Raw genomic sequence first — 20,962 nt, forward strand, 5'->3', positions numbered from 1 at the left:
GTACGCGGCCCGCGAGGCGACCGCGGCCGCCGGTCTCCCACAGCTCGGCGTACCGGCTGCTGCGGTCGGTGTCCATGGCGCGGATGCGGCCGCCCTCGGCCAGGTCGAGGTCCAGGAACCGCGCGAGGCGGTCGAGCTCCCGCACGGGTTCACGCATCAGGTGCTCGTACCGCAGCACGAGCAGGTTCTCGATGTGCAGCGCGTCCTGGGCGAAGACGTCGTGCGCGTGCACCCAGTGCTCGACGAGCCGGGGGAAGCCGTAGGTGAACCGCCCGTGCGTGCGGGTGGCCCACTTGCGCACGGCCAGCGCCTGCACCACGGGGTGCCGGGTGACCACCACGAACCGTGCCTTCGGGAAGAGCTCCTGGAGGTAGCGCGTCTTGGTCAGGTTGGGCGCGGACTTCTCGACGAGCACCGTGCGGTCGAGGTCCCAGTAGGGCGACCAGCTCTGCCAGATCCGCTCCGCGGCGTCGGGCGTGCGGCGCGCGTCCTCCTCGGTGAGGTGTGCCTGCGGATGAAACGACCATTGGGATGTATTACCCAGGGCACCCGGATAAGTGTCCTGAATGTGTTGTCCCTCGTCCATGGAGGTACCGGTGCCGGTCAGTCCGGAGGCGTCGGGGCTCGACCCGATGATGCGGGCCACGAGCGCGGTGCCACTGCGGTGCAGGCCACCGATGAAGACGAGTCGATGGTCGTTCCAGGGCGCGCCACTCGTGCTCGTTCCGGACATGTGGGGGTACCTCAGCTGCTCGGCGAAAAGGGTCGCTGGTGCCCCGCAAAAATATGCGATGAATGTACCGCGTGCGACCTGAATCGTCCGATCGCCGTAATTCGCGGACGGGTTTCTTTGTGCGGAGTTCGGACTCTTCGCGGCCTTCATGACATCCGGTGCCGAATCCCGGTGCGCATAGATAAGACTTTTCAGGCATTCCATACCAACGTGTTTGCCGGTATTGTCCCGGCTTGTGTCTCCAGCACCCGGTACGACGTCGTCCGCGACCACGCCTGTGCACACCTCGCACAGGGCCATCGCCCGTGGGGGCAGTGGGTCCGCGTGGGCGTCGCTCGCGCGGGGCGTGCTGGCCGTGGCCGTGTGCGCGAGCCTGACGGGATGCGCCGCGATCCTCACCCCCGGCGCCGAGCCCCGGCCCGCGCCGGGCGCTGCTCCCGGGGTGGTCAGCATGGCGATACCGGTCGAGCGGGCGCCGTCCACCGGCCCCACCTCTGTGGGAGCGATCCAGGGCGAGCGAAACCAGGAGACCGCCACTGTCGATGTGCAGGCGCCACCCAGCGGCTCGGCGTCGCGGGGCAAGGACCGGGAAACGCTGCCGGGCGAGGGAGCTGACGCGGGTTCTGGCACCGGTGCGGGCTCCGGGGCCGGCGGGGGCGGCACGGGTGCGGGCTCCGACGGTGGCACGGGTGGTGGCGCGTCCGCGCCCGACCTGACCGACGCCGTGGAGTACGCGCAGGCGCTGGAGGAGGCGGTGAACGGGCACCGGACGGCGAACGGCCTGGCCGCCCTGGCGCACGACGACTGCGCGTACGACGTAGCGCTCGCCCGCGCCCAGGCGCTCGTCGGCGAGGACCTGGCGCACGCGCCGCTCGGCCCGATCTTCGACGCCTGCCCCACCACGGCCGTGGCGGAGAACCTGGCGAAGGGCGGCTGGACGCCGGCCGAGGCCGCCCAGGGCTGGATGGACTCCGAGGGGCACCGCGCCAACATCCTGAACGGCGACCTGACCCGCGGCGCGATCGCCTGCGTGCCCGACGGCGGCGATCCCGCCGCACCGGTCATGATCTGCGCACACGTCTTCCTGGCATGAGAACCTGCGGCGTGCCCCGACACCCGATCCGCCTCGCCGTCACGCTCGTGGCCGCCGGCGCGCTGCTCACCGCCTGCACGACCCTGCCCGGCAGGGGCGGCACCCCGATGCTGACGGCGACGCCCCAGGCGACCTGGACCGCGCCCGGCGGCATCGACCTGACCGATCCGGACCAGTACGCCGCCACGCTGGAGGACGGCGTGAACGCCGCCCGGGTGCAGATCGGTCTCGACCCGCTGGAGCACGAGCCGTGCCTTCAGCCCGTCGCGGTGGAGCGGGCGGCGGCGCTGGTCGGCGCACCCGAGCTCACCCACGCGCCGCTGCCGCCGGTGCGGAAACAGTGCCCCGGCGGGCTCGTGGCCGAGAACCTGAGCCGCAGCGTGGACCCGCCGCAGACCGTGGTGCAGGCTTGGATCGACTCCCCGACGCACCTCGAGAACCTCGCCAGCGGGCAGCTGCGGCGCGGCGCGATCGGCTGCGTCGCCGACGGCGGCACCGCGACCCAGCCGAGGCTGGTCTGCTCCCACCTGTTCCTCGACTGACGAGTCGTCCGGAGGACGGCGGACACTCCCCCAGAGCCTCCTCCATATCGGGGCAACCTGGCCCCGTCGTGGCCGTTATGGTGTGACGCGCGAAAGAGCACCCGCCCGGAACGACCGCAGGAGAAAAATTGGCGCAGGCGACGACCACCGCCGTCGACCGACATTCCGACCCGTCCCGGGAGACCGGCGGAACGGACCAGGCAACCGCCGCCTCCGGCACCGGTCACACGTTCCGCACCGACATCAACGGGCTGCGCGCGGTCGCTGTGCTCGCCGTCGTCGTCTACCACGCGGGGATCGCGATCCCCGGCGGGTTCACCGGCGTCGACGTCTTCTACGTGATCTCCGGGTACCTCATCAGCTCGCTGCTGCTGCGGGAGGTGGACCGCACCGGGCGCGTCGACCTCGTCGAGTTCTGGACCCGCCGCATGCGACGGCTCGTGCCTGCGCTCGCCCTGGTCGTGACGGTCACGCTGGGTGCCTGCCTGCTGATCCTGTCGCCGCTGGTCTGGGGGCGCCTCGCCTGGCACGCCGCGTCGGCCATGCTGTTCGTCTCCAACCTGCTCTTCCCGTACCAGGGGCAGAACTACTTCTCCGACACCGTCACGCCGAGCCCGTACCTGCACACCTGGTCGCTCGGCATCGAGGAGCAGTTCTACATCTTCTGGCCGCTGCTGATCCTGCTGGCCGTCGCCCTGGCCCGGCGCACCCGGGTCCCGTCCCGCCGTGCGCTGCAGCTTCTGTTCGCCGGCACCTTCGTGGTGTCGCTGGCGACGTCGGTCTGGCTCACGGCGGCCGCCCCCGACTGGGCCTTCTACATCCTGCCCACCCGCGCGTGGGAGTTCGCCGGCGCGGCGCTCGTCGCGACCCTGCCGTGGAGCCGGCTCGCCGAGCGCTCCCGCCTGCGTCCGGGCCTGCTGCGGGCACTGCTCGGCACGGCCGGGTTCGTGCTGCTCGTGCTGTCGTTCGCGCTGGTGCACGAGACCGACCCGTTCCCCGGGACCGTGGCCCTGCTGCCCGTGGGCGGCGCGCTGCTGGTCCTCGCGGCGGGCAGCGTCGCGGCCCCCGGCACCTGGGTGGACCGTGTGCTGGACCTGCCGGTGCTGCAGCGCCTCGGCGACGTCTCCTACTCCTGGTACCTCTGGCACTGGCCGTTCGTGGTTCTCACCACGGCCGCCGTGCAGGACGACGCGATCTGGATCAAGGCGCTCGCCTCCGTCGCCGCGCTCGGCGCGGCGTTCGCCACCTACCGCTGGGTCGAGAACCCGATCCGGTTCAGCGGCGCCATGCGGTCGTGGCGCCGCACCGCCGCGGTGACCCTCGTCATGGCGCTCGCGGTGGGCGGCGTCGTCGCGGGCACGCGGGTCGCGACCAGCGCCGTGCTCGAGCGGGAGCCCTACGCGACCGCCGTCGCGACACGCGCCCAGCCCGCGTCCTACGGATGCGCCGGGTACACCGAGACGGCGACGGGCACCGACGTCTGCCTGCTCGGCGACGTCACCTCGACCACCACGGTGCTGCTGCTCGGCGACTCGCACGCGATGCACTGGATCCCCGCGTTCGACGCCGCCGCGGCCGATGCCGGCCTGCGCCTCGCCGTCCGCTGGCGGCACGGCTGCCCTGCCGCCGAGGTCAAGGTCGAGCAGCCCGCGGACCGCGGCCCGTGCGCGGGCTTCCAGGCCGAGTCCCTGCGTATAGTCGACGACCTGCGACCCGACGTCGTGGTGATCAGCCAGGCGCACATCTACGGCGACCGCATGCTGCACGCCGACGGCAGCCTGATGTCCGAGGACGAGGCGCGTGTGACCTGGGAGCAGGCCAACGAAGCGCTGTTCGCCCACCTCACCGACGTGTCCTCCGCCGTGGTGGCCGTCAAGGACAACCCCCGGCTCGACGTCGACCCGCTCGAATGCCTCACCCGTCCCTGGCCCGGCCTCGGAGACTGCAGCATGCCGCGGGCGGACGCCGAGCACTCCAACGGTGACCTGCCCGCCGTCAGCGCCGGCGTCTGGGAGAAGTACGGCGTGACGGAGTGGGACGGTCTCTGGTCGGAGACCTGCGACGCGCAGACCTGTCACGTCGGCGATGTCAGTCACCCCGTCTACCGTGACTTCCACCACCTCAACGCCGAATACGTGCTCACCCAGGTGCACTCCGTTGAGAAGATGCTCCAGACTGCGGTGCGCGGCATGCAGCCGGGCAGCAACAGGTAACGAAGGGGAACATCCGACCATGGTTCACGACCAGACCCAGAGGCTGGGCGCCGTCGACCGGTTCTTCAAGATCAGCGAACGCGGGTCCACGGTGTGGACGGAGGTGCGCGGCGGCCTGGTCACCTTCTTCACGATGAGCTACATCGTCGTGCTCAACCCGCTCATCCTCGGGAGCGTGCCCGACGGCACCGGGCAGTTCCTCGGCGGTGGGGACGGCCGCGGCGACATCGAGGCGATCGCCGCGGCGACCGCCCTCGTGGCCGGCGTGATGTCGATCCTCATGGGCGTCGTCGCGAACTTCCCGCTGGCGCTCGCGGCAGGGCTCGGCCTGAACGCCGTCGTCGCGTTCTCCGTGGCGGCGCTGCCCGGCATGACCTGGGCCGACGCCATGGGCATCGTGGTGCTGGAGGGCCTGGTCATCCTGATCCTGGTGGTCACCGGTTTCCGGGAGGCCGTGTTCCGGGCCGTGCCTCGCGAGCTCAAGATCGCGATCAGCGTGGGCATCGGCCTGTTCATCACGTTCATCGGCGTGTACGACGCCGGCTTCGTACGCATCCCTGCGTCCCTCGCCACGCCGACGGAGCTCGGCCTGGGCGGCTCGCTCGGCGCCTGGCCGCTGTTCGTGTTCGCGTTCGGTGTGCTGCTGGCCGCCGTCCTGATGGTGCGCAAGGTGCGCGGCGCCATCCTCATCGCGATCGTGGCCTCGACCGTGGTCGCGGTGGTCATCGAGGCCGTCGGGAAGATCGGCGGGCGCACCGCAGACAACCCGGGCGGCTGGTCGCTCAACATCCCCGCGCTCCCCGACTCCGTCGTGGCGCTGCCGGACTTCTCGCTCATCGGCCAGTTCTCGCTCTTCGGCTCGTTCGAGAAGATCGGCCCGATCGCCGTCATCCTGCTGGTGTTCACGCTCCTCATCGCCGACTTCTTCGACACGATGGGCACCATGGTGGCCATCGGCGGGGAGGCCGGGCTGCTCGACGAGAAGGGCAACCCGCCCCGGACCAAGCAGATCCTGATCGTCGACTCGCTGGCCGCCGTCGGCGGTGGCGCCGGCTCGGTCTCCTCCAACACGGCGTACGTCGAGTCGGCGTCCGGCGTGGGTGACGGCGCCCGCACGGGCCTCGCGGCCGTCACGACGGGTGTCGCGTTCCTGCTCGCCACGTTCCTCGCGCCGCTCGTCAAGATGGTGCCGCACGAGGCCGCCACCCCCGCGCTCGTGATCGTCGGCTTCCTCATGGTGGTCCAGGTGACCGGCATCGACTGGAAGAACCTCGAGGTCGCCATCCCGGCGTTCCTCACCATGGTGCTCATGCCGTTCGCGTACTCGATCACCGTCGGCATCGGCGCGGGCGTCATCTCCTACGTGCTGCTCAAGGTCGCGGTCGGCAAGGTCCGCAAGGTGCACCCGCTGCTGTGGGTCGCGGCGGTGCTGTTCCTCGTGTACTTCCTGATGGGCCCGATCCGCGCCGCGGTAGGCATCTGACGCGGCGCGGGCTGCGGGCTCCGCCCGCCCCGAAGGTGCGCTTCTACCCAGTCGTCAGGACCAGATCCGCTCGTGGATCTGGTCCTGACGACTGACTTGAGGCGCACCTATTTTTTCGCCGCGACCGGGGCCGGGTCGTCCAGGTAGATCCGGGTCGCGCCGGTCGCCTCGCGGGGCGGGGTCCAGCCGTGCTTCCGCAGGACCTTCGCGATCCGGCTGCCGACGCCGCCCGGGCGGTCGTTGTCCGACGGCTTGAACCGCAGCACGATCACCCGCCCCGACGCAGTGAGCAGGTTCTGGCGCGGGGCGTCCCGGACGAGCGCCTGCTGGGTGCTGTGCGGTCCGAGCCCGTCGATCTCGACGACCAGCCAGCGCCCGTCGGGCAGCCGCCAGGCGAAGTCCACCCGCGCGACGACCTTGCCGCCCCGCACGACGCGCACCTGCAGGTCGTCGGGCGGCACCCCGTTGTCGTGGCACGACAACCGGGCGAATGACTCCGCGGGCGACTCGGACCGCCCGTCGACGAGCGGGAACAGGGCGTGCAGCTGGGCCGCCCCGTGCCGCCGTCGGACCAGGTCGTGGAGCGCGGCGAGGGCGTTCTGCCGGGGCAGCCGGGGGAGCGCCTGCGCGGCGGCATGGTCGATCCGAGCGATCGCGCGCTCCTCGATCAGATCCGTGGGGAACTCGGCGTACGCCACGACGGCGGCACCGTGCTTGGTCCGGCGCGGCGACCGGTCCTTGCGCGCGACCTCCAGTGGGAAGTCCCGCGGCAGCCCGGCGACGCCGTGCAGCACGAGCGCACAGCAGCCGGTGGCAACGGCGTCGGGACCGTGCAGGAGCAACGCGAACCAGGTGCGCCACCTCGCGGCGTGCTCGAACCAGTTGTCCCGGACTCTGCTGGCGAGCGGCACGGGATCGGTGTCGTACACGCCGCGCGCCGGGCTGGTCCAGCGGACCTGACGGACGAGACGGCGTCGGGCCTCCCGCCCGATACCGAGCTGCTCGCACTGCGCGGTGGACAGGAGCCCGGCCTGCCGGCGGGAGACCAGCTCGGCGGCGCTCGGGATCACGTAGGTCTTGGGCACGAACCCACTTCACCAGCGCAGCCCGGACCGGGGCGGCGTCGATCGCCCCGCCTGTGTACAACTGTTGGAAACGGCCCCCTGTGGTCGCGCTCCCCGTCCGCGGCCCAGGGTCCGGGGTGCCGTCGCAAGCACAAGAAAAGTGCGCCTCTACCCAGTCGTCGGGTCCCGGAATCTGCATGATTCCGGGCCTGAGGACTGGCTAGAAGCGCACTTCGCGGTCCACTCCCGGCCGGGCCGGTTCCCCGGCTAGGCCGCCAGGGCCTGGCGGTCCGGGGTCGGGTCCGCCACGGGTGGGTACTCCACGTGGAGGTACGGGCGCGGGATGCGGTGCTCGCGGGAGAGCCGGGCGCGGACCCGCACGTGCCACGTCCGGTAGGCCCAGACCGTGGCGATCGCAGCGACCAGCAGCGTGGCCACCGCCCCGATCAGCACCGCGTACCGCGGGCCGAAGGTCTCGCCGATCCAGCCGACCACGGGGGAGCCCAGCGGCGTGGTGCCGAGCAGCACCATCATGTAGATGGACATGACCCGACCGCGCATCTCGGGCGCGACCGAGAGCTGGATCGCCGCGTTGGCCGACGTCAGCATGGTCAGCGACGCGAAGCCGACCGGGATGCACATGATCAGGTAGCCGAGGTAGGTCGGCATGACGGCCTGGATGCCCATGGCGATCGCGAACGCGAACGCCGCGCCGAGCACGAGCCGCACGCGCGGCCGCTCGCGACGGGCCGCCAGGAGCGCTCCGGCGAGCGAGCCGATCGCGAGCACGGACCCGAGGATGCCGTACTCGCCGGCGCCCCGCCCGAACTCGACGCGCGCCATCATGGCCGACGTGAGCTGGAAGTTCAGGCCGAACGTGGAGACCACGCCCATCACGACCATGATCACCACGATGTCGCTGCGCCCGCGGATGTAGGACAGGCCCTCGCGGATCTGCCCCTTTGCGCGCGAGGCGGTGGGCTGCACGCGCAGGTCGCGCATGCGCGTGAGCGCCAGGATCACGGCGCCGAAGGCGATGCCGTTGATGATGAACACCCAGCCCGTGCCGACGGCGGCGATGAGCAGGCCTGCCACACCGGGGCCGATGAGGCGTGCGGCGTTGAAGTTCGTCGAGTTGAGCCCGACGGCGTTCGCGAGCCGCTTGGTCGGCACGAGCTCGGCGACGAACGTCTGGCGGACCGGCCCGTCGATCGCGCTCACGACACCCAGCAGGGTGGCGAACACGTACACGTGCCACAGCTCGGCAGCGCCGGACAGCACCAGCGCACCGAGCCCGAGGCCCAGTACGCCCATGCCGCCCTGCGTCATCATCAGGAGCTTGCGGCGGTCGACGCGGTCGGCCAGCAGGCCGGCCCACGCGGACAGGAAGATGTGCGGGATGAACTGCAGCGCGGTCACGATGCCGACTGCGACGCCGGAGTTGTTGGTCAGGAGGGTCAGGACGACCCAGTCCTGCGCCACGCGCTGCATCCAGGTGCCGATGTTGGCGACGAGAGCGCTGGCGAACCAGAGACGATAGTTACGATATTTAAGGCTGGCGAAGGTTGCGCTCATCGAGCGGCGATCCGCAGAAGGAGCTCGCTGGCTCCCGCAAGGATCTCTCTCTCCTCTACGGTCAGGGTGGACAGCTGTTTGGTCAGCCAGGCGTCGCGACGCCGTCGGGTCTCGGCGACCTCACGCTCGCCGGCCGCGGTGAGGCGGACGACGACCTGGCGCTTGTCGGTCGCGTGCTCCACCTTCTCGACGAGGCCGAGCTCGGCCAGGGTGTTCACCGCTCGGGTCATCGACGGGGGGCGCACGCGCTCGTGCTCGGCGAGGGAGCCGGGGGACATCTCGCCGTGTCGGTGCAGCACCGTCAGGATCCCGAACTGCCCCTCTGGGAGGTCGGCCTCACCGCGCTCGGCGCGCAGGCGGCGGGACACTCGGGTGAGGGCGACCCGGAGGTCGCCCCCGACGGTCGCCGGGCTACGGCTGGACCTGCGGGAGCTCGACGGCACCCGCACCATTCTAGGTCATTAGCCTTGCTAACGGTACGTGGGTGTGGTCACATCGAGCGGCGTCGGACGGCGGGAGAAGCCCCCGGTGAGAACGGCGAAGCGCCCGCCCCCGGGGAAGGGGGACGGGCGCTTCGCCGTACGGTGCCGCGGGGGATCAGCGCGCGCGGTGCGACTGCGCGAACTGACCGACGCTCGGCTGGAGCTCCTGCTGTACGTTCTCGAACCGCTGGCCCTGCTCGCTGTGTGCCTTGAGCCGGTTCTCGAACTCGGCCTGCGTGCGCAGCTCGTCCTCCGTGGGCCAGAGGCCGATGCCGAGGATGAGCAGGAACGTCACGACGCTCACCGCCATGACGAGCGGCACCAGCAGCTGCATGGTCGAGGCACCCGTGGGGACGGTGTCGACCGGGTTGACCACGGACACGCCGGCCATACCCGTGTAGTGCATGCCCGTCACCGCGATGCCCATGACCAGCGTGGCCACGATGGTGGCGAGCGTGCCGCGGATGTGGACGGTGCACCACAGTGCGGCGGTCGCCGCGACGATCGCGATGATGATCGAGGCGATGACGTAGACCGGGTTGTAGACGACCTCGGCGGACATCTCCATCGCCTCCATGCCCATGTAGTGCATGGCGGCGACACCCGCGCCGGCCAGCGCGCCGCCGACCAGCATCGCGGGCAGCTTGCGCTTGCCGAGCTCGGTGATGAACAGGCCCGCCCCGACGACGACGATCGCGATGGCAGCGCTGAGGAGGGTCTCAGGGATGTTGTAGCGGATGGTCACGCCTGAGGCGGAGAAGCCGAGCATGGCGACGAAGTGCATCACCCAGATCCCGGTACCGCCCAGTGCGATGGCGCCGAAGACGAGCCACGCCGCGCGCGCGCCGCCCGCAGCCGCTCGGGCTCGGGAGGTGCATGCGAGGCCCGTCGCTGCGCCGGTGCACGAGATCGCGAACGCCAGGATGGGCGTCACGATTCCGAAGGTGAAGTGGTCGATCAATGGCATCTTGTTGAACAGCCCCTCAAAATGGTTCCCTCTGTTGCGGAAACGTTACAGAGCCCCCGTGCACCGGACAATAGGCAGAACTCCCCGTCGAAGGGGTATTGCGGACGTGATCAGCCTGGTCAGATGCGCTCGACGAGGTAGTCCACGCACTCGGTGAGCGCGGCTACGTCGTCGGGCTCGACGGCAGGAAACATGCCGACGCGGAGCTGGTTCCGCCCGAGCTTGCGGTAGGCGAACACGTCCTGGACGCCATTGGCGCGTAGCTCGGAGAGTACCCGCCCGGCGTCGATCTCGTCGGCCAGGTCTATGGTGCCGACCACCGTGGACCGCTCCTCCGGGCGCGCCACGAACGGGGTCGCCCACGGGCGCTTCTCGGCCCAGCCGTAGAGGATCTCGGCCGACGTCGCGCACCGCTCGGCCGACCACTTCAGGCCGCCCTGCGCGAGGAGCCATTCCACCTGGTCGGCCAGGAGCAGGAGCGTCGCCACGGCGGGCGTGTTCAGCGTCTGGTCCAGGCGCGAGTTCGTGATCGCCGTCGTGAGCGACAGGAACTCCGGCACCCAGCGGCCCGAGGCCTCGATCCGGGCGGCCCGCTCGACGGCGGCAGGGGACAGCACGGCGAGCCACAGGCCGCCGTCGGCTGCGAACGCCTTCTGCGGGGAGAAGTAGTAGGCGTCGGTCTGGCGCAGGTCCACCGGCAGCGCGCCGGCCCCCGACGTCGCGTCCGTGAGCACGATCGCGCTGTCCGGTCCGGACGGGCGCAGCACCGGGGCCATCGCGCCCGTCGAGGTCTCGTTGTGCGGCGTGGCGTAGGTGTCGACGTCGTCGGCCGGCTCGAGGTAGGCCACGGCGCCCGGCTCCGCGGTGATCACCTGGGAGGGGTCGAGGAACGGGGCGCGCGACGTGGCCGTGGCGAACTTGCCGCCGAACTCGCCGAACGAGGCGTGCTGCGCCTTGCGCTCCACGAGGCACAGGGTGGCCACGTCCCAGAAGGCGGTGGCGCCGCCGTTGCCGAGCGTCACCTCGTAGCCGTCCGGCGCGCCGAGCAGCTCCGTGACGCCCTCACGGATACGACGAACCAGGTCCTTCACGGGTGCTTTCCGGTGCGAGGTACCGAGCACGTGGGCGTTCGCCACGAGATGATCTACCTGTCCCGGGCGCACCTTGGAGGGGCCTGAGCCGAAACGGCCGTCGGTGGGCAGCAGGTGTGTCGGGATTGTCAGTGGCACAGAACTAGACTAGAACCTGGGCCGACGCCCGGGGCGCCGAGCCCAGGGGCGACTGGACGGCCGCGCGCATGACGGGAGCTGACGTGACGGATCTGATCGACACCACCGAGATGTACCTGAAGACGATCTACGAGCTCGACGAGGAGGGCATCACCCCCCTGCGCGCGCGCATCGCGGAGCGTCTGGGGCATTCCGGGCCGACGGTGTCGCAGACGGTCGCGCGCATGGAGCGCGACGGGCTCGTGATCGTGACCGGTGACCGCCACCTGGAGCTCACGGAGCTCGGGCACGACAAGGCGATGCGCGTGATGCGCAAGCACCGCCTGGCGGAGCGCCTGCTGACCGACGTGATCAAGCTCGACTGGGAGCACGTGCACGTCGAGGCCTGCCGCTGGGAGCACGTGATGAGCGACCTGGTGGAGAAGCGGCTCGTGGGCCTGCTCGACCACCCGCACCACGACCCGTACGGCAACCCGATCCCCGGCCTGTCGGAGCTGGGCGAGGCCTACACGGACGTGCCGTTCCTGGCCGGCGTGATCTCGCTGCCCTCGGCGTTCGAGGCCGCGGCCAAGAAGGGTGTCAAGGGTGAGCCGCTCGCCGCGTCGCTGACCCGCATCGCGGAACCCCTGCAGACGGACGTCGAGCTGCTGGCCCGTCTGTCCGACGCCGGCCTCGTGCCCGGCTCGCGGATCACGGCGGAGCTCAGTGACGGTACGTACACGGTGACGGTCGACGGCGCCGGGACTGCGCTCGAGCTGGGCGAGGACCTGGCCCGGCACCTCTTCGTCGCCACGGCCTGATCCGGTCGCAGCGGTAGGTGGCGACGGGGGTGCGAAATGGCCCCTTTTGCCGGAAAGGTGTCACCCTCTGTCCGACACACCATGACATTCGTTGCCGGAACGTGACATCGGGGGTGACGTCGGGTACGTTCGGACCGCTCCCGCGGAGTTTATTCCGAGGGAGTCTCCGGACGGACGCCGAACTCTGTCACCGGCCGGGGCCCCAAGACGACCGCATGACAGAGGCGGGGGACCCACCATCGGGCGCCAGGGTGCGTCCTAGGGGTGAAGCCGGGTAATCCTTCGGGAGTGCAACGGCCGGGTGATTTCTCCCACCCGAACCCGACAGCTGACCTCGAAGGCGTACAAGGAGAGGTAATACGTGACTGCACGTACCACCCGCGCACGCCATCGTGCTGCGCGTCGCCCCGTGACTCCGCTCACCGAGCTCGCCCAGAACGCCGCCGTCGGTCGCCGTACCGCGGTCGCCGCCGCAGGTGGCGCGCTCCTGGTCTCGACGTTCGGTGGCGCGATGGCCGCGCAGGCCGCTCCGCTGGAGACCGGCCCCGCCAAGATGAACTCCGTGGACCTCAACGCGCTGACGTCGCAGGCCCGTGAGTCCCTGTCCAACGCTCCCGTCGTGACCGTCGCGCCCGACGCCGAGCTCAGCGTCGAGAAGTCCGCCGTCTCGGTGGTCTCCGCTGCCGACAACGAGGACTACCAGGCCGAGCTCGCCGCCAAGGAGGCGGAGGAGGCCGCTGAGGCCGCCGCCGCCGAGGCCGCCGAGACCGCCGCAGCCGCCGCCACGGTCTCGACCGCATCGTCCGTCGACGTCCCGGCGTCGGCGATCGGCAACTCCGTGATCTCCATCGCCAGCCGGTACATCGGCGTCCCGTACGTCTCCGGTGGCAGCAGCCCGAGCGGTTTCGACTGCTCGGGCTTCACTTCTTACGTCTACGGCCAGCTCGGCATCTCGCTGCCGCACTCGTCCTCGGCGCAGTCCGGCTACGGCACGCAGGTGCCGGCGTCGGAGGCGCAGCCGGGCGACCTGATGTGGACCCCCGGGCACGTCTCGATCTACGCCGGTGGCAACACCATGATCGACGCGTCCAAGCCGGGTACCGTGGTCGACTTCCGCACCATCTGGCAGTCGAACCCGACGTTCATCCGCCTGGGCTGATCGCGGCCACGTAGCACCTCGCGGAGCGCCTGTCCGGTCACGACCGGGCGGGCGCTCTGCTTTGCCATCTTTCTGCAGACTTTTTGCCTCCGGTTACCCGATACCGGTGCTCCGCCGGTAGCGTTGGAGGGCAAAGGTGCACTGCCATAGAAAGGACTGGCGATGACACGATCCGAGGTCGTACTGGTCGGGGTGGACGGATCGGCCGCGAGTCTGCACGCGCTGGACTGGGCTACCGCCTACGCACACCGCGTGGGCTGGGCGCTGCACATCGTGTGCAGCTACTCGTTGCCGTCGTTCACGGCCGCGTCGCTCGACGGCGGGTACGCAGCCCTCGACGACACCACCATCCAGGAGGGCGCCAAGGCGGTCCTGGTCGAGGCGGAGAACCGCGTGGCCGACGCCGGGGTGCGCGCCACGACGGAGGTCGCCACCGGTGACGCCGCCGGCGTGCTCGTGGAGCTGTCCGCCGACTACGGGCTTGCCGTCGTGGGGACCCGCGGCCGAGGAGGTTTCACGGAGCGCCTGCTGGGTACGGTGTCGTCCGCGCTGCCGGCGCACGCGAAGTGCCCGGTGGTCGTGGTCCCGCTGCGGGCCGAGACCAACCGGGGCGTCTCCTGGACCCCGCCGGACATCAGCTCCGACGAGCCCGGCACCGCCGCCGGCTCGGCGGACGACGCCGAGAGCGGCGTGGCCCCCAGGGCAGCGGAGATCCGGGAGGTGCGCCGCATCGTCGTCGGCGTGGACGGGTCGCCGCAGGCAGAGCGGGCGCTGCAGCACGCGATCGTCCAGGCCAACGCGTGGGGCGCGGAGCTGACCGCCGTCACGGGCGTGCCCGTGGGCAACGCGGGGATGCTGGCGTGGCTGCCGTCGTCGATCGACCGGGAGCAGGTGCTGGCCGACATCGGGGCCGGCATGGACGTGCTCGTCGACCGGTACGAGGCCGAGAACCCGGGCATGCGGATCCGGCGCATCGTGCTGGACGGCACGGGCGCGGAGCTGCTGACGGAGTTCTCCACGGCGTCGGACCTCGTCGTCGTCGGGTCGCGCGGCCGCGGCGGGTTCCGCGGGCTGCTGCTGGGCTCGACGAGCCAGGCGGTGCTGCACCACGCGGCCTGCCCGGTGCTCGTGGTGAACAAGCACTGCCCGGACTGACCGGGACGTCACCGCGAGGTGTAGACAGGACGAGGCAGAGCTCTGGCGAGGTAGAACCGCAGCGCGAACTGCGGTTCTACCTCGCTGCCACCTTGCTGCAGCTCTACCTCGCGGCGGCGGCGGCCTCGGCCGCGGCGAGCAGCACGCAGGTCGCGACGCCGTCCATCGCAGTGCGGACCTCGTCCAGCGGGGGCATCGACGGTGCCAGACGCACGTTCTGGTCCTGCGGGTCCTTGCCGTACGGGTGGGTGGCGCCGGCGGGGGTCAGGGCGATCCCCGCCTCCTTGGCGAGCTGTACCACCCGGGCGGCCGTGCCCGGTGCGACGTCGAGCGACACGAAGTAGCCGCCCTTGGGCTCGGTCCACGACGCGATGCCGTAGCCGCCCAGGCGCTCGGTCAGGATCTCGACCACGGCCTCGAACTTCGGCGCCAGGATCGCGCGGTGCTTGCGCATGTGGTCGCGCACGCCGTCGGGCGAGCCGAAGAACATCGCGTGCCGCAGGTGGTTGAGCTTGTCCGGTCCGATGGAGGCGACCGACAGGTGCTTCTTGAACCACGCGATGTTCGCCGCCGAGCTGCCCAGGAACGACACGCCCGCGCCCGCGAACGTGATCTTGGACGTGGAGGCGAACAGCAGCACGCGGTCCGGGTGACCGGCCTCGTCGGCCAGCGCGATGGCGTTCGGGCTGGTCACCTCGTCGTCGGTCAGGTGGTGCACCGCGTACGCGTTGTCCCACAGGATGCGGAAGTCCGGGGCGGCGGCAGGCATGGAGACCAGCGCGCGGGCGACGTCGGCGCTGATGACCGCGCCGTCCGGGTTGGAGTACGTGGGTACGACCCACATGCCCTTGATCGTGGGATCGGTCGCGACGAGCGCCGCCACGGCCTCGGCGTCCGGTCCGTCCGCCGTCATCGGCACCGGGATCATCTCGATGCCGAAGGCCTCGCAGATCGTGAAGTGCCGGTCGTAGCCCGGCACCGGGCAGATCCAGCGCACCTTCTCCTCGCGCGCCCACGGCTTGGGCGAGTCGGGGAAGCCGAACAGCTCGGCGAACGCGACGACGTCGTGCATGGTCGTGAGCGACGCGTTGCCGCCTGCGAGGAGCTGCTCCACTGGCACGTCGAGCAGCTCGGCGAAGATGCGGCGGATCGTGATGCCGCCGTCCAGCCCGCCGTAGTTGCGCACGTCCGTGCCGGTCTCGTCGGTGTGCACGCCCACGCCGGGCAGGGCCAGCATCGGCTCGGCGAGATCGAGCTGCTCGGCGGACGGCTTGCCGCGCGTGAGATCCAGCTTCAGGCCCTTGGCCTGGAGCTCGGCGTAGGCCTGCTGGAGCTGCGCGAGGTCCGGGAGCATGACGGTGTTGTGGGACGACGTCGTAGTGGTCACCCCCGGGAGAATACGCTCAGCCGGCGGCCGGTGACAGCCGTGACCGGCGGCGCTTGCGGGGCGGGGTGACTTCTGCGTCCGGGATGTCTGACGTGTCTGCGGATGGGGCAGTTGTGCTGTCGCCGTCCGACCCGTCGTCGTCCGGCTCCTCGCCGGTACCGCCGCCCGGACCGCCGTCCCGCAGTGCCACCAGGGACTCCTCCAGGATGTCGAGCGCCATCTCCAGCTCGGGCTGCACGATCGACAGCGGCGGCGACAGGCGGATGGTCGAGGCGTGCGTGTCCTTGGCGAGCACACCCCGCTCCAGCAGCGCCTCGCACAGCTCGCGGCCGGTGCCGAGCTCCGGGTCCACGTCGACGCCGGCCCAGAGCCCGACGCAGCGCGCGCCGGTCAGCAGGCCCTGGTCCACGAGCGCGTCGAGCCGCTCCTGGAGCACCTTGCCCGACGCCGCGGCGCGGGCCTGGTACTGCCCCGTCGAGAGCAGGTCGAGCGCGGCGACGCCGACCGCGCATGCCAGCGGGTTGCCGCCGAACGTGGAACCGTGCGTGCCCGGCGTGAGGACGCCGAGGATCTCCGGCTTGCCGACGACCGCCGAGACCGCCACGATCCCGCCGCCGAGCGCCTTGCCCAGACAGACCAGGTCCGGCTGCACGCCCCAGAGCTCGCAGGCCAGGGTGGTGCCGGTGCGGCCGAGACCCGACTGGATCTCGTCGGCGACCAGGGCGATGTTCTTCTCGGCGGTGAGGGCACGCAGGCCGGGCCAGAAGTCGTCCGGCGGGATCACCACGCCGGCCTCGCCCTGCACCGGCTCCATGAGCACGGCCACGGTGGTGTCGTCGACGGCGTCGGCCACCGCCTGCAGGTCACCGAACGGCACCCGTACGAAACCGGGGGCGAACGGGCCGAACCCGTCGCGCGCGACCGGGTCGTCCGACAGCCCGACCAGGGTGGTGGTGCGGCCGTGGAAGTTGCCCCCGGCGATCACGATCTTCGCCTGGTCCTCGGGCACGCCGCGCACGTCGTACCCCCACTTGCGGACCGCCTTGATCGCGGTCTCCACGGCCTCGGCGCCGGTGTTCATCGGCACCACGAGGCTGTCCTCGCCGCCGGTCGTCAGCGGGCCCATGACCTCGACGAGCCGCTGGGCGAACTCCTCGAGCCGGTCGTGGTCGAACGCACGGGACGTGAGGGTGACCTGGCGCAGCTGCGCCATGGCAGCCGCGACCAGCCCCTGGTGCAGGTGCCCGAAGTTCAGGGCCGAGTACCCCGACAGGAAGTCGAGGAACTCGTTGCCGTCGGTGTCCCATACGTGTGTACCGTGCGCCCGCGCGATCGTGACCGGCAGGGGATGGTACGTCGGGGCGAGTGCGCCGTGCGTCGTGTCCGCCATGACCCGCAGCCTAGGTCGGGTCCCGGAATCCTGCCTCGTCGCCCGCATATATCGGCGGCTCGGCGCCGGGAACGACCTACCTCTGCTCGATGACGCGCGGGAAGCGGTCCGGCGGGGGGCCGAACGCCGCGCGGGACTGCGCGATGACGGTGTGGCCGAGCGCACGGGCGCCGACCAGGCCGACCACGGCGCCGATGCCGAACGGCAGGATGCGGCCGAGCAGCAGACTGCCCTGCTTGGCGATCTGCTTCTTGATGAACTGGTGGGTCAGCGCCTTGTTCACGCGCTGGAGCGTGCCGCGCGGCATGCTCGTGAGCAGCACCTTCCCCCACGCGACGCCCGATCCCCCGATGGCGTCCTCGACATCCTTGGCGCCCTTGTCACCGAGCACGGTGGCGAGCAGGAGCGCCCGCCGGCGCGGGACGTCCTGCACGTCGATCCCGTGCACGTCCGCGACCGCGAGGGAGAACGCCGCGGACGACGCGAAGAACGTCGCCACATCGCTGGTCGACAGCGCCACGCTCGCCGCGGTGCCGACCGCGGGGATCGCGGCGGCCGCGCCCACGGCACTGCCCGTGGTCTGGATGACCCGCATGTACTCCTTCTCCAGGAGCTTGATGATCTCGGCCGGCGAGGCGTCGGGGTTTCGGGCGCGCACCTTGTCCACATGCTTGTGGATGGTCGCCGACGGGATGGTCACCGCCCGGTCCACCAGGTGGTCCAGCGGGCCGTCGGGCTTGTAGTTGAGCCAGTCCGCCTTGGTGACGTGCAGCGAGCCGTCCGGCTTGACGAGCGCGTCGCCCGGGGCGGCCTTGCCGTTGGACTCGGCTGCGGTCAGCTTCTTGTCGTCGGTCATGGTCAGCCCTCCGGCTGGTTGAACTGCGCGTCCGGGATCCGGGCGCCCGCCTTGAGCGTGCGCCCGACGGTGCAGGCCTTGTCGATCGACCGCTGGGCGATCGTCAGGAGCTTGGCGCGGTCCTCGTCGTCGAGGGCGGACAGGTCGATCTCGAACTTCTCGGTGAGCACCGGGTACCGGTCCTCTGCCATGTCCTTGGGGTCCTCGACGCGGATGGTCGTCTGGTAGTCGTCACCCAGGCGACGCGCGAAGGCGCGGTCGCTGCTCATCCCGGCGCAGGCGGCGAGCGCGACCTTCAGCAGCTCGCCGGGCGTGAACACCGCACCGGCACTGGCCGGTCCGATCTCGACGCGCGCGCCGCGGGCCGAGAAGCCCGTGTACGTGCGCGTGCCGTTGCGCTCCACCCACAGCGGGTCCGTGGGTGAGGGGGTCACGGCGTCCTCGGTCGGCGTGGCTCCCGGGGTGGTGGTCTGCTCCGTCATGAGGGTGATCCTTCCACTGCTCACCGACACGGTCACGTAGCTGGGTGCCTCGGGTCCCGGTCGGTCGGCCTAGTGCTCAACGCGAACGGCCCCCGCGACGTTCCCGTTCGGCGGGCGGACGGGCCCGTCCGCTGCGACGATCTCACCCATGGCGCAGAACGTGAGCGGCGAGCAGGGGGCGGCCGGGGCGACGTCGGGCGGCGGGAGAACCGCATGGCGGCCGGACTGGAAGGACATCGGCGTGCGCCTGCTCGGCGTGGCCGGCGTGATCCTCGCCGTCTGGCTGGGCTACCTGTTCCTCGACGCCTTCCTGCCTCGCTGGTGGGCCCAGGTGATCGGCAACGCGGTGGACGGTTCGTTCACCGCGGGCGCCTGGTGGGGGCTCCTGGTGGGCGCGGTGTTCACGCTGGTCCCGGTGCTGTTCCTGGCGCAGGCGGTGCTGACCAGACGGTCCTGGCAGGTGCGCAGCGGGCTTCTCGCGGCGGCAGTGGTGTTCGCGGTGCCGAACCTGCTGACGCTCGGCATCGTGCTGGGCACCTCGGCGGCGGCGCACGCCGGCGAGCGGATCCTCGACGTCGACGGCCCGGCGTTCCGCGGCGGGTCGGCGTGGGGCGCGGTGACGGGCGGCGTCGTGGCGCTCGTGATCGTGACGATGGGGGTGCTCTACCGCCGCCGCGGGGCCCACCTCAAGGAGCTCCGGGCCAAGCAGGGCTGACGGCGGCACGTCTCCGGGGCTCGCCCGGGGAGCGGACGTAGGCTTGCCCCCATGACCGAGATCGACACCCCGTACGAGGACCTGCTCCGTGACGTGCTCGCCACCGGTACCCGCAAGGGCGACCGCACCGGCACGGGGACGCGCAGCGTGTTCGGGCGGCAGATCCGGTACGACCTGGCCCAGGGGTTCCCCCTGATCACGACCAAGCGGGTGCACCTCAAGTCGGTCGTCTACGAGCTGCTCTGGTTCCTGCGTGGCGATTCCAACGTGCGCTGGCTGCAGGAGCGCGGCGTCAAGATCTGGGACGACTGGGCCGACGAGTCGGGCGAGCTGGGCCCGGTCTACGGGGTCCAGTGGCGCTCCTGGCCCACGCCCGACGGTGGGCACGTCGACCAGATCGCCAAGGTCGTCGAGCAGATCCGCACCAACCCCGACTCGCGGCGGCACATCGTGACGGCGTGGAACCCGGCCGAGGTGGACGACATGGCTCTGCCGCCGTGCCACGCCCTGTTCCAGTTCTACGTGGCGGACGGCAAGCTGAGCTGTCAGCTCTACCAGCGCTCCGCCGACCTCTTCCTCGGGGTGCCGTTCAACATCGCGTCCTACGCGCTGCTGACGCACATGGTCGCGGCGCAGACCGGCCTGGAGGTCGGCGAGTTCGTCTGGACCGGCGGCGACGTGCACATCTACGACAACCACGTGGAGCAGGTCGAGACGCAGCTCGCGCGCGACCCGTACCCGTACCCGTCGTTGCGGCTCGCGCCGCGTGACTCGATCTTCGACTACGAGTTCGAGGACGTCGAGGTGCTGGGATACGTCTCGCACCCCACCATCAAGGCCCCGATCGCCGTCTGATGATCGGGCTCATCTGGGGGCAGGCGCGCGACGCCGCAGGCCGGCCCGTGATCGGCGCCGGCGGCGACATCCCGTGGCACGTGCCCGAGGACTTCGCGCACTTCAAGCGCACCACGGCCGGCCACCCCGTGGTGATGGGCCGGCTCACCTGGGAGTCGCTGCCCAGGCGCCCCCTGCCGGGGCGCACCAACATCGTCATCTCCTCGCGCGGCCCCTACGGGGTGCCTGACGCCGACGGCGACGTCGTGCCGGCCGGGACGCTGGGCGAGGCGCTCACGGTCGCGGCCGACGCCCCGGGCGGCGACGAGATCTGGGTGATGGGCGGGTCGCAGATCTACAACGCCGCGATGCCCGTCGCCGACGTGCTCGAGGTGAGCGAGATCAACACCGAGGTCGAGGGCGACGTGTACGCCCCGGAGATCGGCCCGGAGTGGGCAGTCGCCTCCGCGACGGAGTGGACGACGTCGTCCTCGGGGCTGCGGTTCCGGCACCTGCGGTACACGCGGTCCGACCAGGCAGGGTGAACGTACGAGTTCGGGGTGTGTTGCTCTGCGTAGACAAGTTCTACGCAGAGCAACACGCCCCGAACTCGTAGTGGTGCGGGCCGCGCCCGTCGACAGGTCAGACCAGGTCGCGGACCGCCGCGTACTGCTCGCGGACGACCGGCTTCGGGTCGGCCTCCAGGGTCGTCGCGATCGTCGTGGACCAGGCGGGAGCGGCGACGTCGGCCGCGCCGCCCTGGGCCGACGCCGCGGCGAGCGTCCACGCGGCCTGACGCGCGG

General features: G+C 71.1%; 20 protein-coding genes and 1 riboswitch. Of the genes, 10 read left to right on the plus strand and 10 right to left on the minus strand.

The window, feature by feature from the left end; all coding sequences use genetic code 11:
* Positions 1–733, minus strand: a 733-nt coding sequence (locus tag PROKR_RS35040; protein ID WP_036964396.1) for a sulfotransferase family protein, incomplete at its 3' end; no start/stop codon positions are given.
* A gap of 451 nt (positions 734–1,184) precedes the next feature.
* Here PROKR_RS35040 and PROKR_RS31605 point away from each other — a divergent pair.
* The 4 genes from PROKR_RS31605 (at position 1,185) to PROKR_RS14650 (ending at position 6,064) form a co-directional block, all read left to right on the plus strand.
* Positions 1,185–1,826: a CAP domain-containing protein gene (locus PROKR_RS31605; RefSeq protein ID WP_157602107.1), complete on the plus strand. Its 642-nt coding sequence runs from the start codon at positions 1,185–1,187 to the stop codon at positions 1,824–1,826.
* An 11-nt stretch (positions 1,827–1,837) separates the two neighbouring features.
* Complete coding sequence (locus PROKR_RS14640; RefSeq protein WP_036964398.1) at positions 1,838–2,368, plus strand: CAP domain-containing protein; 531 nt, start codon at positions 1,838–1,840, stop codon at positions 2,366–2,368.
* A gap of 128 nt (positions 2,369–2,496) precedes the next feature.
* On the plus strand, positions 2,497–4,581 hold the full coding sequence (locus PROKR_RS30770) for an acyltransferase family protein (RefSeq protein ID WP_051433011.1): 2,085 nt from the start codon (positions 2,497–2,499) through the stop codon (positions 4,579–4,581).
* Between the two features lie 19 nt (positions 4,582–4,600).
* A complete protein-coding gene (locus tag PROKR_RS14650) occupies positions 4,601–6,064 on the plus strand; it encodes an NCS2 family permease (protein WP_036964399.1) in 1,464 nt (487 codons plus the stop codon).
* Positions 6,065–6,171: 107 nt separating this feature from the next.
* Here the strand turns inward: PROKR_RS14650 and PROKR_RS30775 are convergent, their stop codons facing one another.
* The 5 genes from PROKR_RS30775 to serC all read right to left on the minus strand — a co-directional run bounded on the left by PROKR_RS30775 (position 6,172) and on the right by serC (position 11,381).
* Entirely contained in the window at positions 6,172–7,149 is a 978-nt protein-coding gene (locus PROKR_RS30775) for a type IV toxin-antitoxin system AbiEi family antitoxin domain-containing protein (protein ID WP_051433012.1), read from the minus strand.
* Positions 7,150–7,395: 246 nt separating this feature from the next.
* Entirely contained in the window at positions 7,396–8,703 is a 1,308-nt protein-coding gene (locus tag PROKR_RS14660; protein ID WP_051433013.1) for an MFS transporter, read from the minus strand.
* On the minus strand, positions 8,700–9,155 hold the full coding sequence (locus tag PROKR_RS14665) for a MarR family winged helix-turn-helix transcriptional regulator (RefSeq protein WP_036964400.1): 456 nt from the start codon (positions 9,153–9,155) through the stop codon (positions 8,700–8,702). Before PROKR_RS14665 ends, PROKR_RS14660 begins: the two co-directional genes overlap by 4 nt.
* 145 nt (positions 9,156–9,300) lie before the next feature.
* Positions 9,301–10,152 (minus strand): MHYT domain-containing protein, encoded by an 852-nt coding sequence (locus tag PROKR_RS14670; protein WP_051433014.1) that lies wholly within the window; start codon positions 10,150–10,152, stop codon positions 9,301–9,303.
* Positions 10,153–10,271: 119 nt separating this feature from the next.
* Positions 10,272–11,381 carry a phosphoserine transaminase gene (gene serC, locus PROKR_RS14675; RefSeq protein ID WP_036964402.1) on the minus strand — a complete coding sequence of 370 codons (1,110 nt, stop codon included), beginning with the start codon at positions 11,379–11,381 and terminating at the stop codon, positions 10,272–10,274.
* A gap of 83 nt (positions 11,382–11,464) precedes the next feature.
* Here serC and PROKR_RS14680 point away from each other — a divergent pair, with 83 nt between their 5' ends.
* From PROKR_RS14680 to PROKR_RS14690, 3 genes are all read left to right on the plus strand, one after another.
* Entirely contained in the window at positions 11,465–12,181 is a 717-nt protein-coding gene (locus tag PROKR_RS14680) for an iron-dependent transcriptional repressor DtxR (RefSeq protein ID WP_036964626.1), read from the plus strand.
* Positions 12,182–12,346: 165 nt separating this feature from the next.
* Positions 12,347–12,540, plus strand: a riboswitch (cyclic di-AMP (ydaO/yuaA leader).
* A 50-nt stretch (positions 12,541–12,590) separates the two neighbouring features.
* Positions 12,591–13,340, plus strand: a complete 750-nt coding sequence (locus PROKR_RS14685; RefSeq protein WP_084800456.1) for a C40 family peptidase — start codon at positions 12,591–12,593, stop codon at positions 13,338–13,340.
* 162 nt (positions 13,341–13,502) lie between these two features.
* A complete protein-coding gene (locus tag PROKR_RS14690; protein WP_036964404.1) occupies positions 13,503–14,495 on the plus strand; it encodes a universal stress protein in 993 nt (330 codons plus the stop codon).
* Positions 14,496–14,598: 103 nt separating this feature from the next.
* Here PROKR_RS14690 and PROKR_RS14695 read toward each other — a convergent pair whose 3' ends face one another.
* The 4 genes from PROKR_RS14695 to PROKR_RS14710 form a co-directional block, all read right to left on the minus strand.
* Entirely contained in the window at positions 14,599–15,849 is a 1,251-nt protein-coding gene (locus PROKR_RS14695; protein ID WP_051433015.1) for an aspartate aminotransferase type Ic, read from the minus strand.
* Between the two features lie 49 nt (positions 15,850–15,898).
* Positions 15,899–17,272, minus strand: coding sequence for an ornithine--oxo-acid transaminase (rocD, locus tag PROKR_RS14700; protein WP_200836140.1), 1,374 nt, complete (start codon positions 17,270–17,272; stop codon positions 15,899–15,901).
* Positions 17,273–17,348: 76 nt separating this feature from the next.
* Positions 17,349–18,128 carry an HMG-box domain-containing protein gene (locus tag PROKR_RS14705; RefSeq protein WP_036964405.1) on the minus strand — a complete coding sequence of 260 codons (780 nt, stop codon included), beginning with the start codon at positions 18,126–18,128 and terminating at the stop codon, positions 17,349–17,351.
* A gap of 2 nt (positions 18,129–18,130) precedes the next feature.
* The gene (locus tag PROKR_RS14710; protein WP_084800458.1) at positions 18,131–18,610 is read right to left on the minus strand and encodes an OsmC family protein; all 480 of its coding nucleotides are present in this window, start codon (positions 18,608–18,610) and stop codon (positions 18,131–18,133) included.
* A 148-nt stretch (positions 18,611–18,758) separates the two neighbouring features.
* On the opposite strand from PROKR_RS14710, the gene PROKR_RS14715 reads away from it, so the two are divergent.
* From PROKR_RS14715 to PROKR_RS14725, 3 genes are read left to right on the plus strand one after another with little or no spacing between them, the layout of a single operon-like run.
* Positions 18,759–19,325 carry a hypothetical protein gene (locus PROKR_RS14715; RefSeq protein WP_036964406.1) on the plus strand — a complete coding sequence of 189 codons (567 nt, stop codon included), beginning with the start codon at positions 18,759–18,761 and terminating at the stop codon, positions 19,323–19,325.
* Between the two features lie 51 nt (positions 19,326–19,376).
* Positions 19,377–20,180 (plus strand): thymidylate synthase, encoded by an 804-nt coding sequence (locus PROKR_RS14720; protein ID WP_036964407.1) that lies wholly within the window; start codon positions 19,377–19,379, stop codon positions 20,178–20,180.
* Positions 20,180–20,704 carry a dihydrofolate reductase gene (locus tag PROKR_RS14725; protein ID WP_036964408.1) on the plus strand — a complete coding sequence of 175 codons (525 nt, stop codon included), beginning with the start codon at positions 20,180–20,182 and terminating at the stop codon, positions 20,702–20,704. Before PROKR_RS14720 ends, PROKR_RS14725 begins: the two co-directional genes overlap by 1 nt.
* Positions 20,705–20,962: the final 258 nt, after the last annotated feature.

It is taken from the genome of Promicromonospora kroppenstedtii DSM 19349 (genome assembly GCF_000515355.1).
GTDB classification, from domain to species: domain Bacteria; phylum Actinomycetota; class Actinomycetes; order Actinomycetales; family Cellulomonadaceae; genus Promicromonospora; species Promicromonospora kroppenstedtii.

Coding starts and splice junctions, on each gene's coding strand:
- PROKR_RS14725 (WP_036964408.1), top strand. CDS start 20,180: ATGATCGGGCTCATCTGGGGGCAGGCGCGCGACGCCGCAGGCCGGCCC.
- rocD (WP_200836140.1), bottom strand. CDS start 17,272: ATGGCGGACACGACGCACGGCGCACTCGCCCCGACGTACCATCCCCTG.
- PROKR_RS14705 (WP_036964405.1), bottom strand. CDS start 18,128: ATGACCGACGACAAGAAGCTGACCGCAGCCGAGTCCAACGGCAAGGCC.
- PROKR_RS14710 (WP_084800458.1), bottom strand. CDS start 18,610: ATGACGGAGCAGACCACCACCCCGGGAGCCACGCCGACCGAGGACGCC.
- PROKR_RS14660 (WP_051433013.1), bottom strand. CDS start 8,703: ATGAGCGCAACCTTCGCCAGCCTTAAATATCGTAACTATCGTCTCTGG.
- PROKR_RS14715 (WP_036964406.1), top strand. CDS start 18,759: ATGGCGCAGAACGTGAGCGGCGAGCAGGGGGCGGCCGGGGCGACGTCG.
- PROKR_RS14665 (WP_036964400.1), bottom strand. CDS start 9,155: ATGGTGCGGGTGCCGTCGAGCTCCCGCAGGTCCAGCCGTAGCCCGGCG.
- PROKR_RS14670 (WP_051433014.1), bottom strand. CDS start 10,152: ATGCCATTGATCGACCACTTCACCTTCGGAATCGTGACGCCCATCCTG.
- PROKR_RS14690 (WP_036964404.1), top strand. CDS start 13,503: ATGACACGATCCGAGGTCGTACTGGTCGGGGTGGACGGATCGGCCGCG.
- PROKR_RS14650 (WP_036964399.1), top strand. CDS start 4,601: ATGGTTCACGACCAGACCCAGAGGCTGGGCGCCGTCGACCGGTTCTTC.
- PROKR_RS14695 (WP_051433015.1), bottom strand. CDS start 15,849: ATGCTCCCGGACCTCGCGCAGCTCCAGCAGGCCTACGCCGAGCTCCAG.
- PROKR_RS14720 (WP_036964407.1), top strand. CDS start 19,377: ATGACCGAGATCGACACCCCGTACGAGGACCTGCTCCGTGACGTGCTC.
- PROKR_RS31605 (WP_157602107.1), top strand. CDS start 1,185: ATGGCGATACCGGTCGAGCGGGCGCCGTCCACCGGCCCCACCTCTGTG.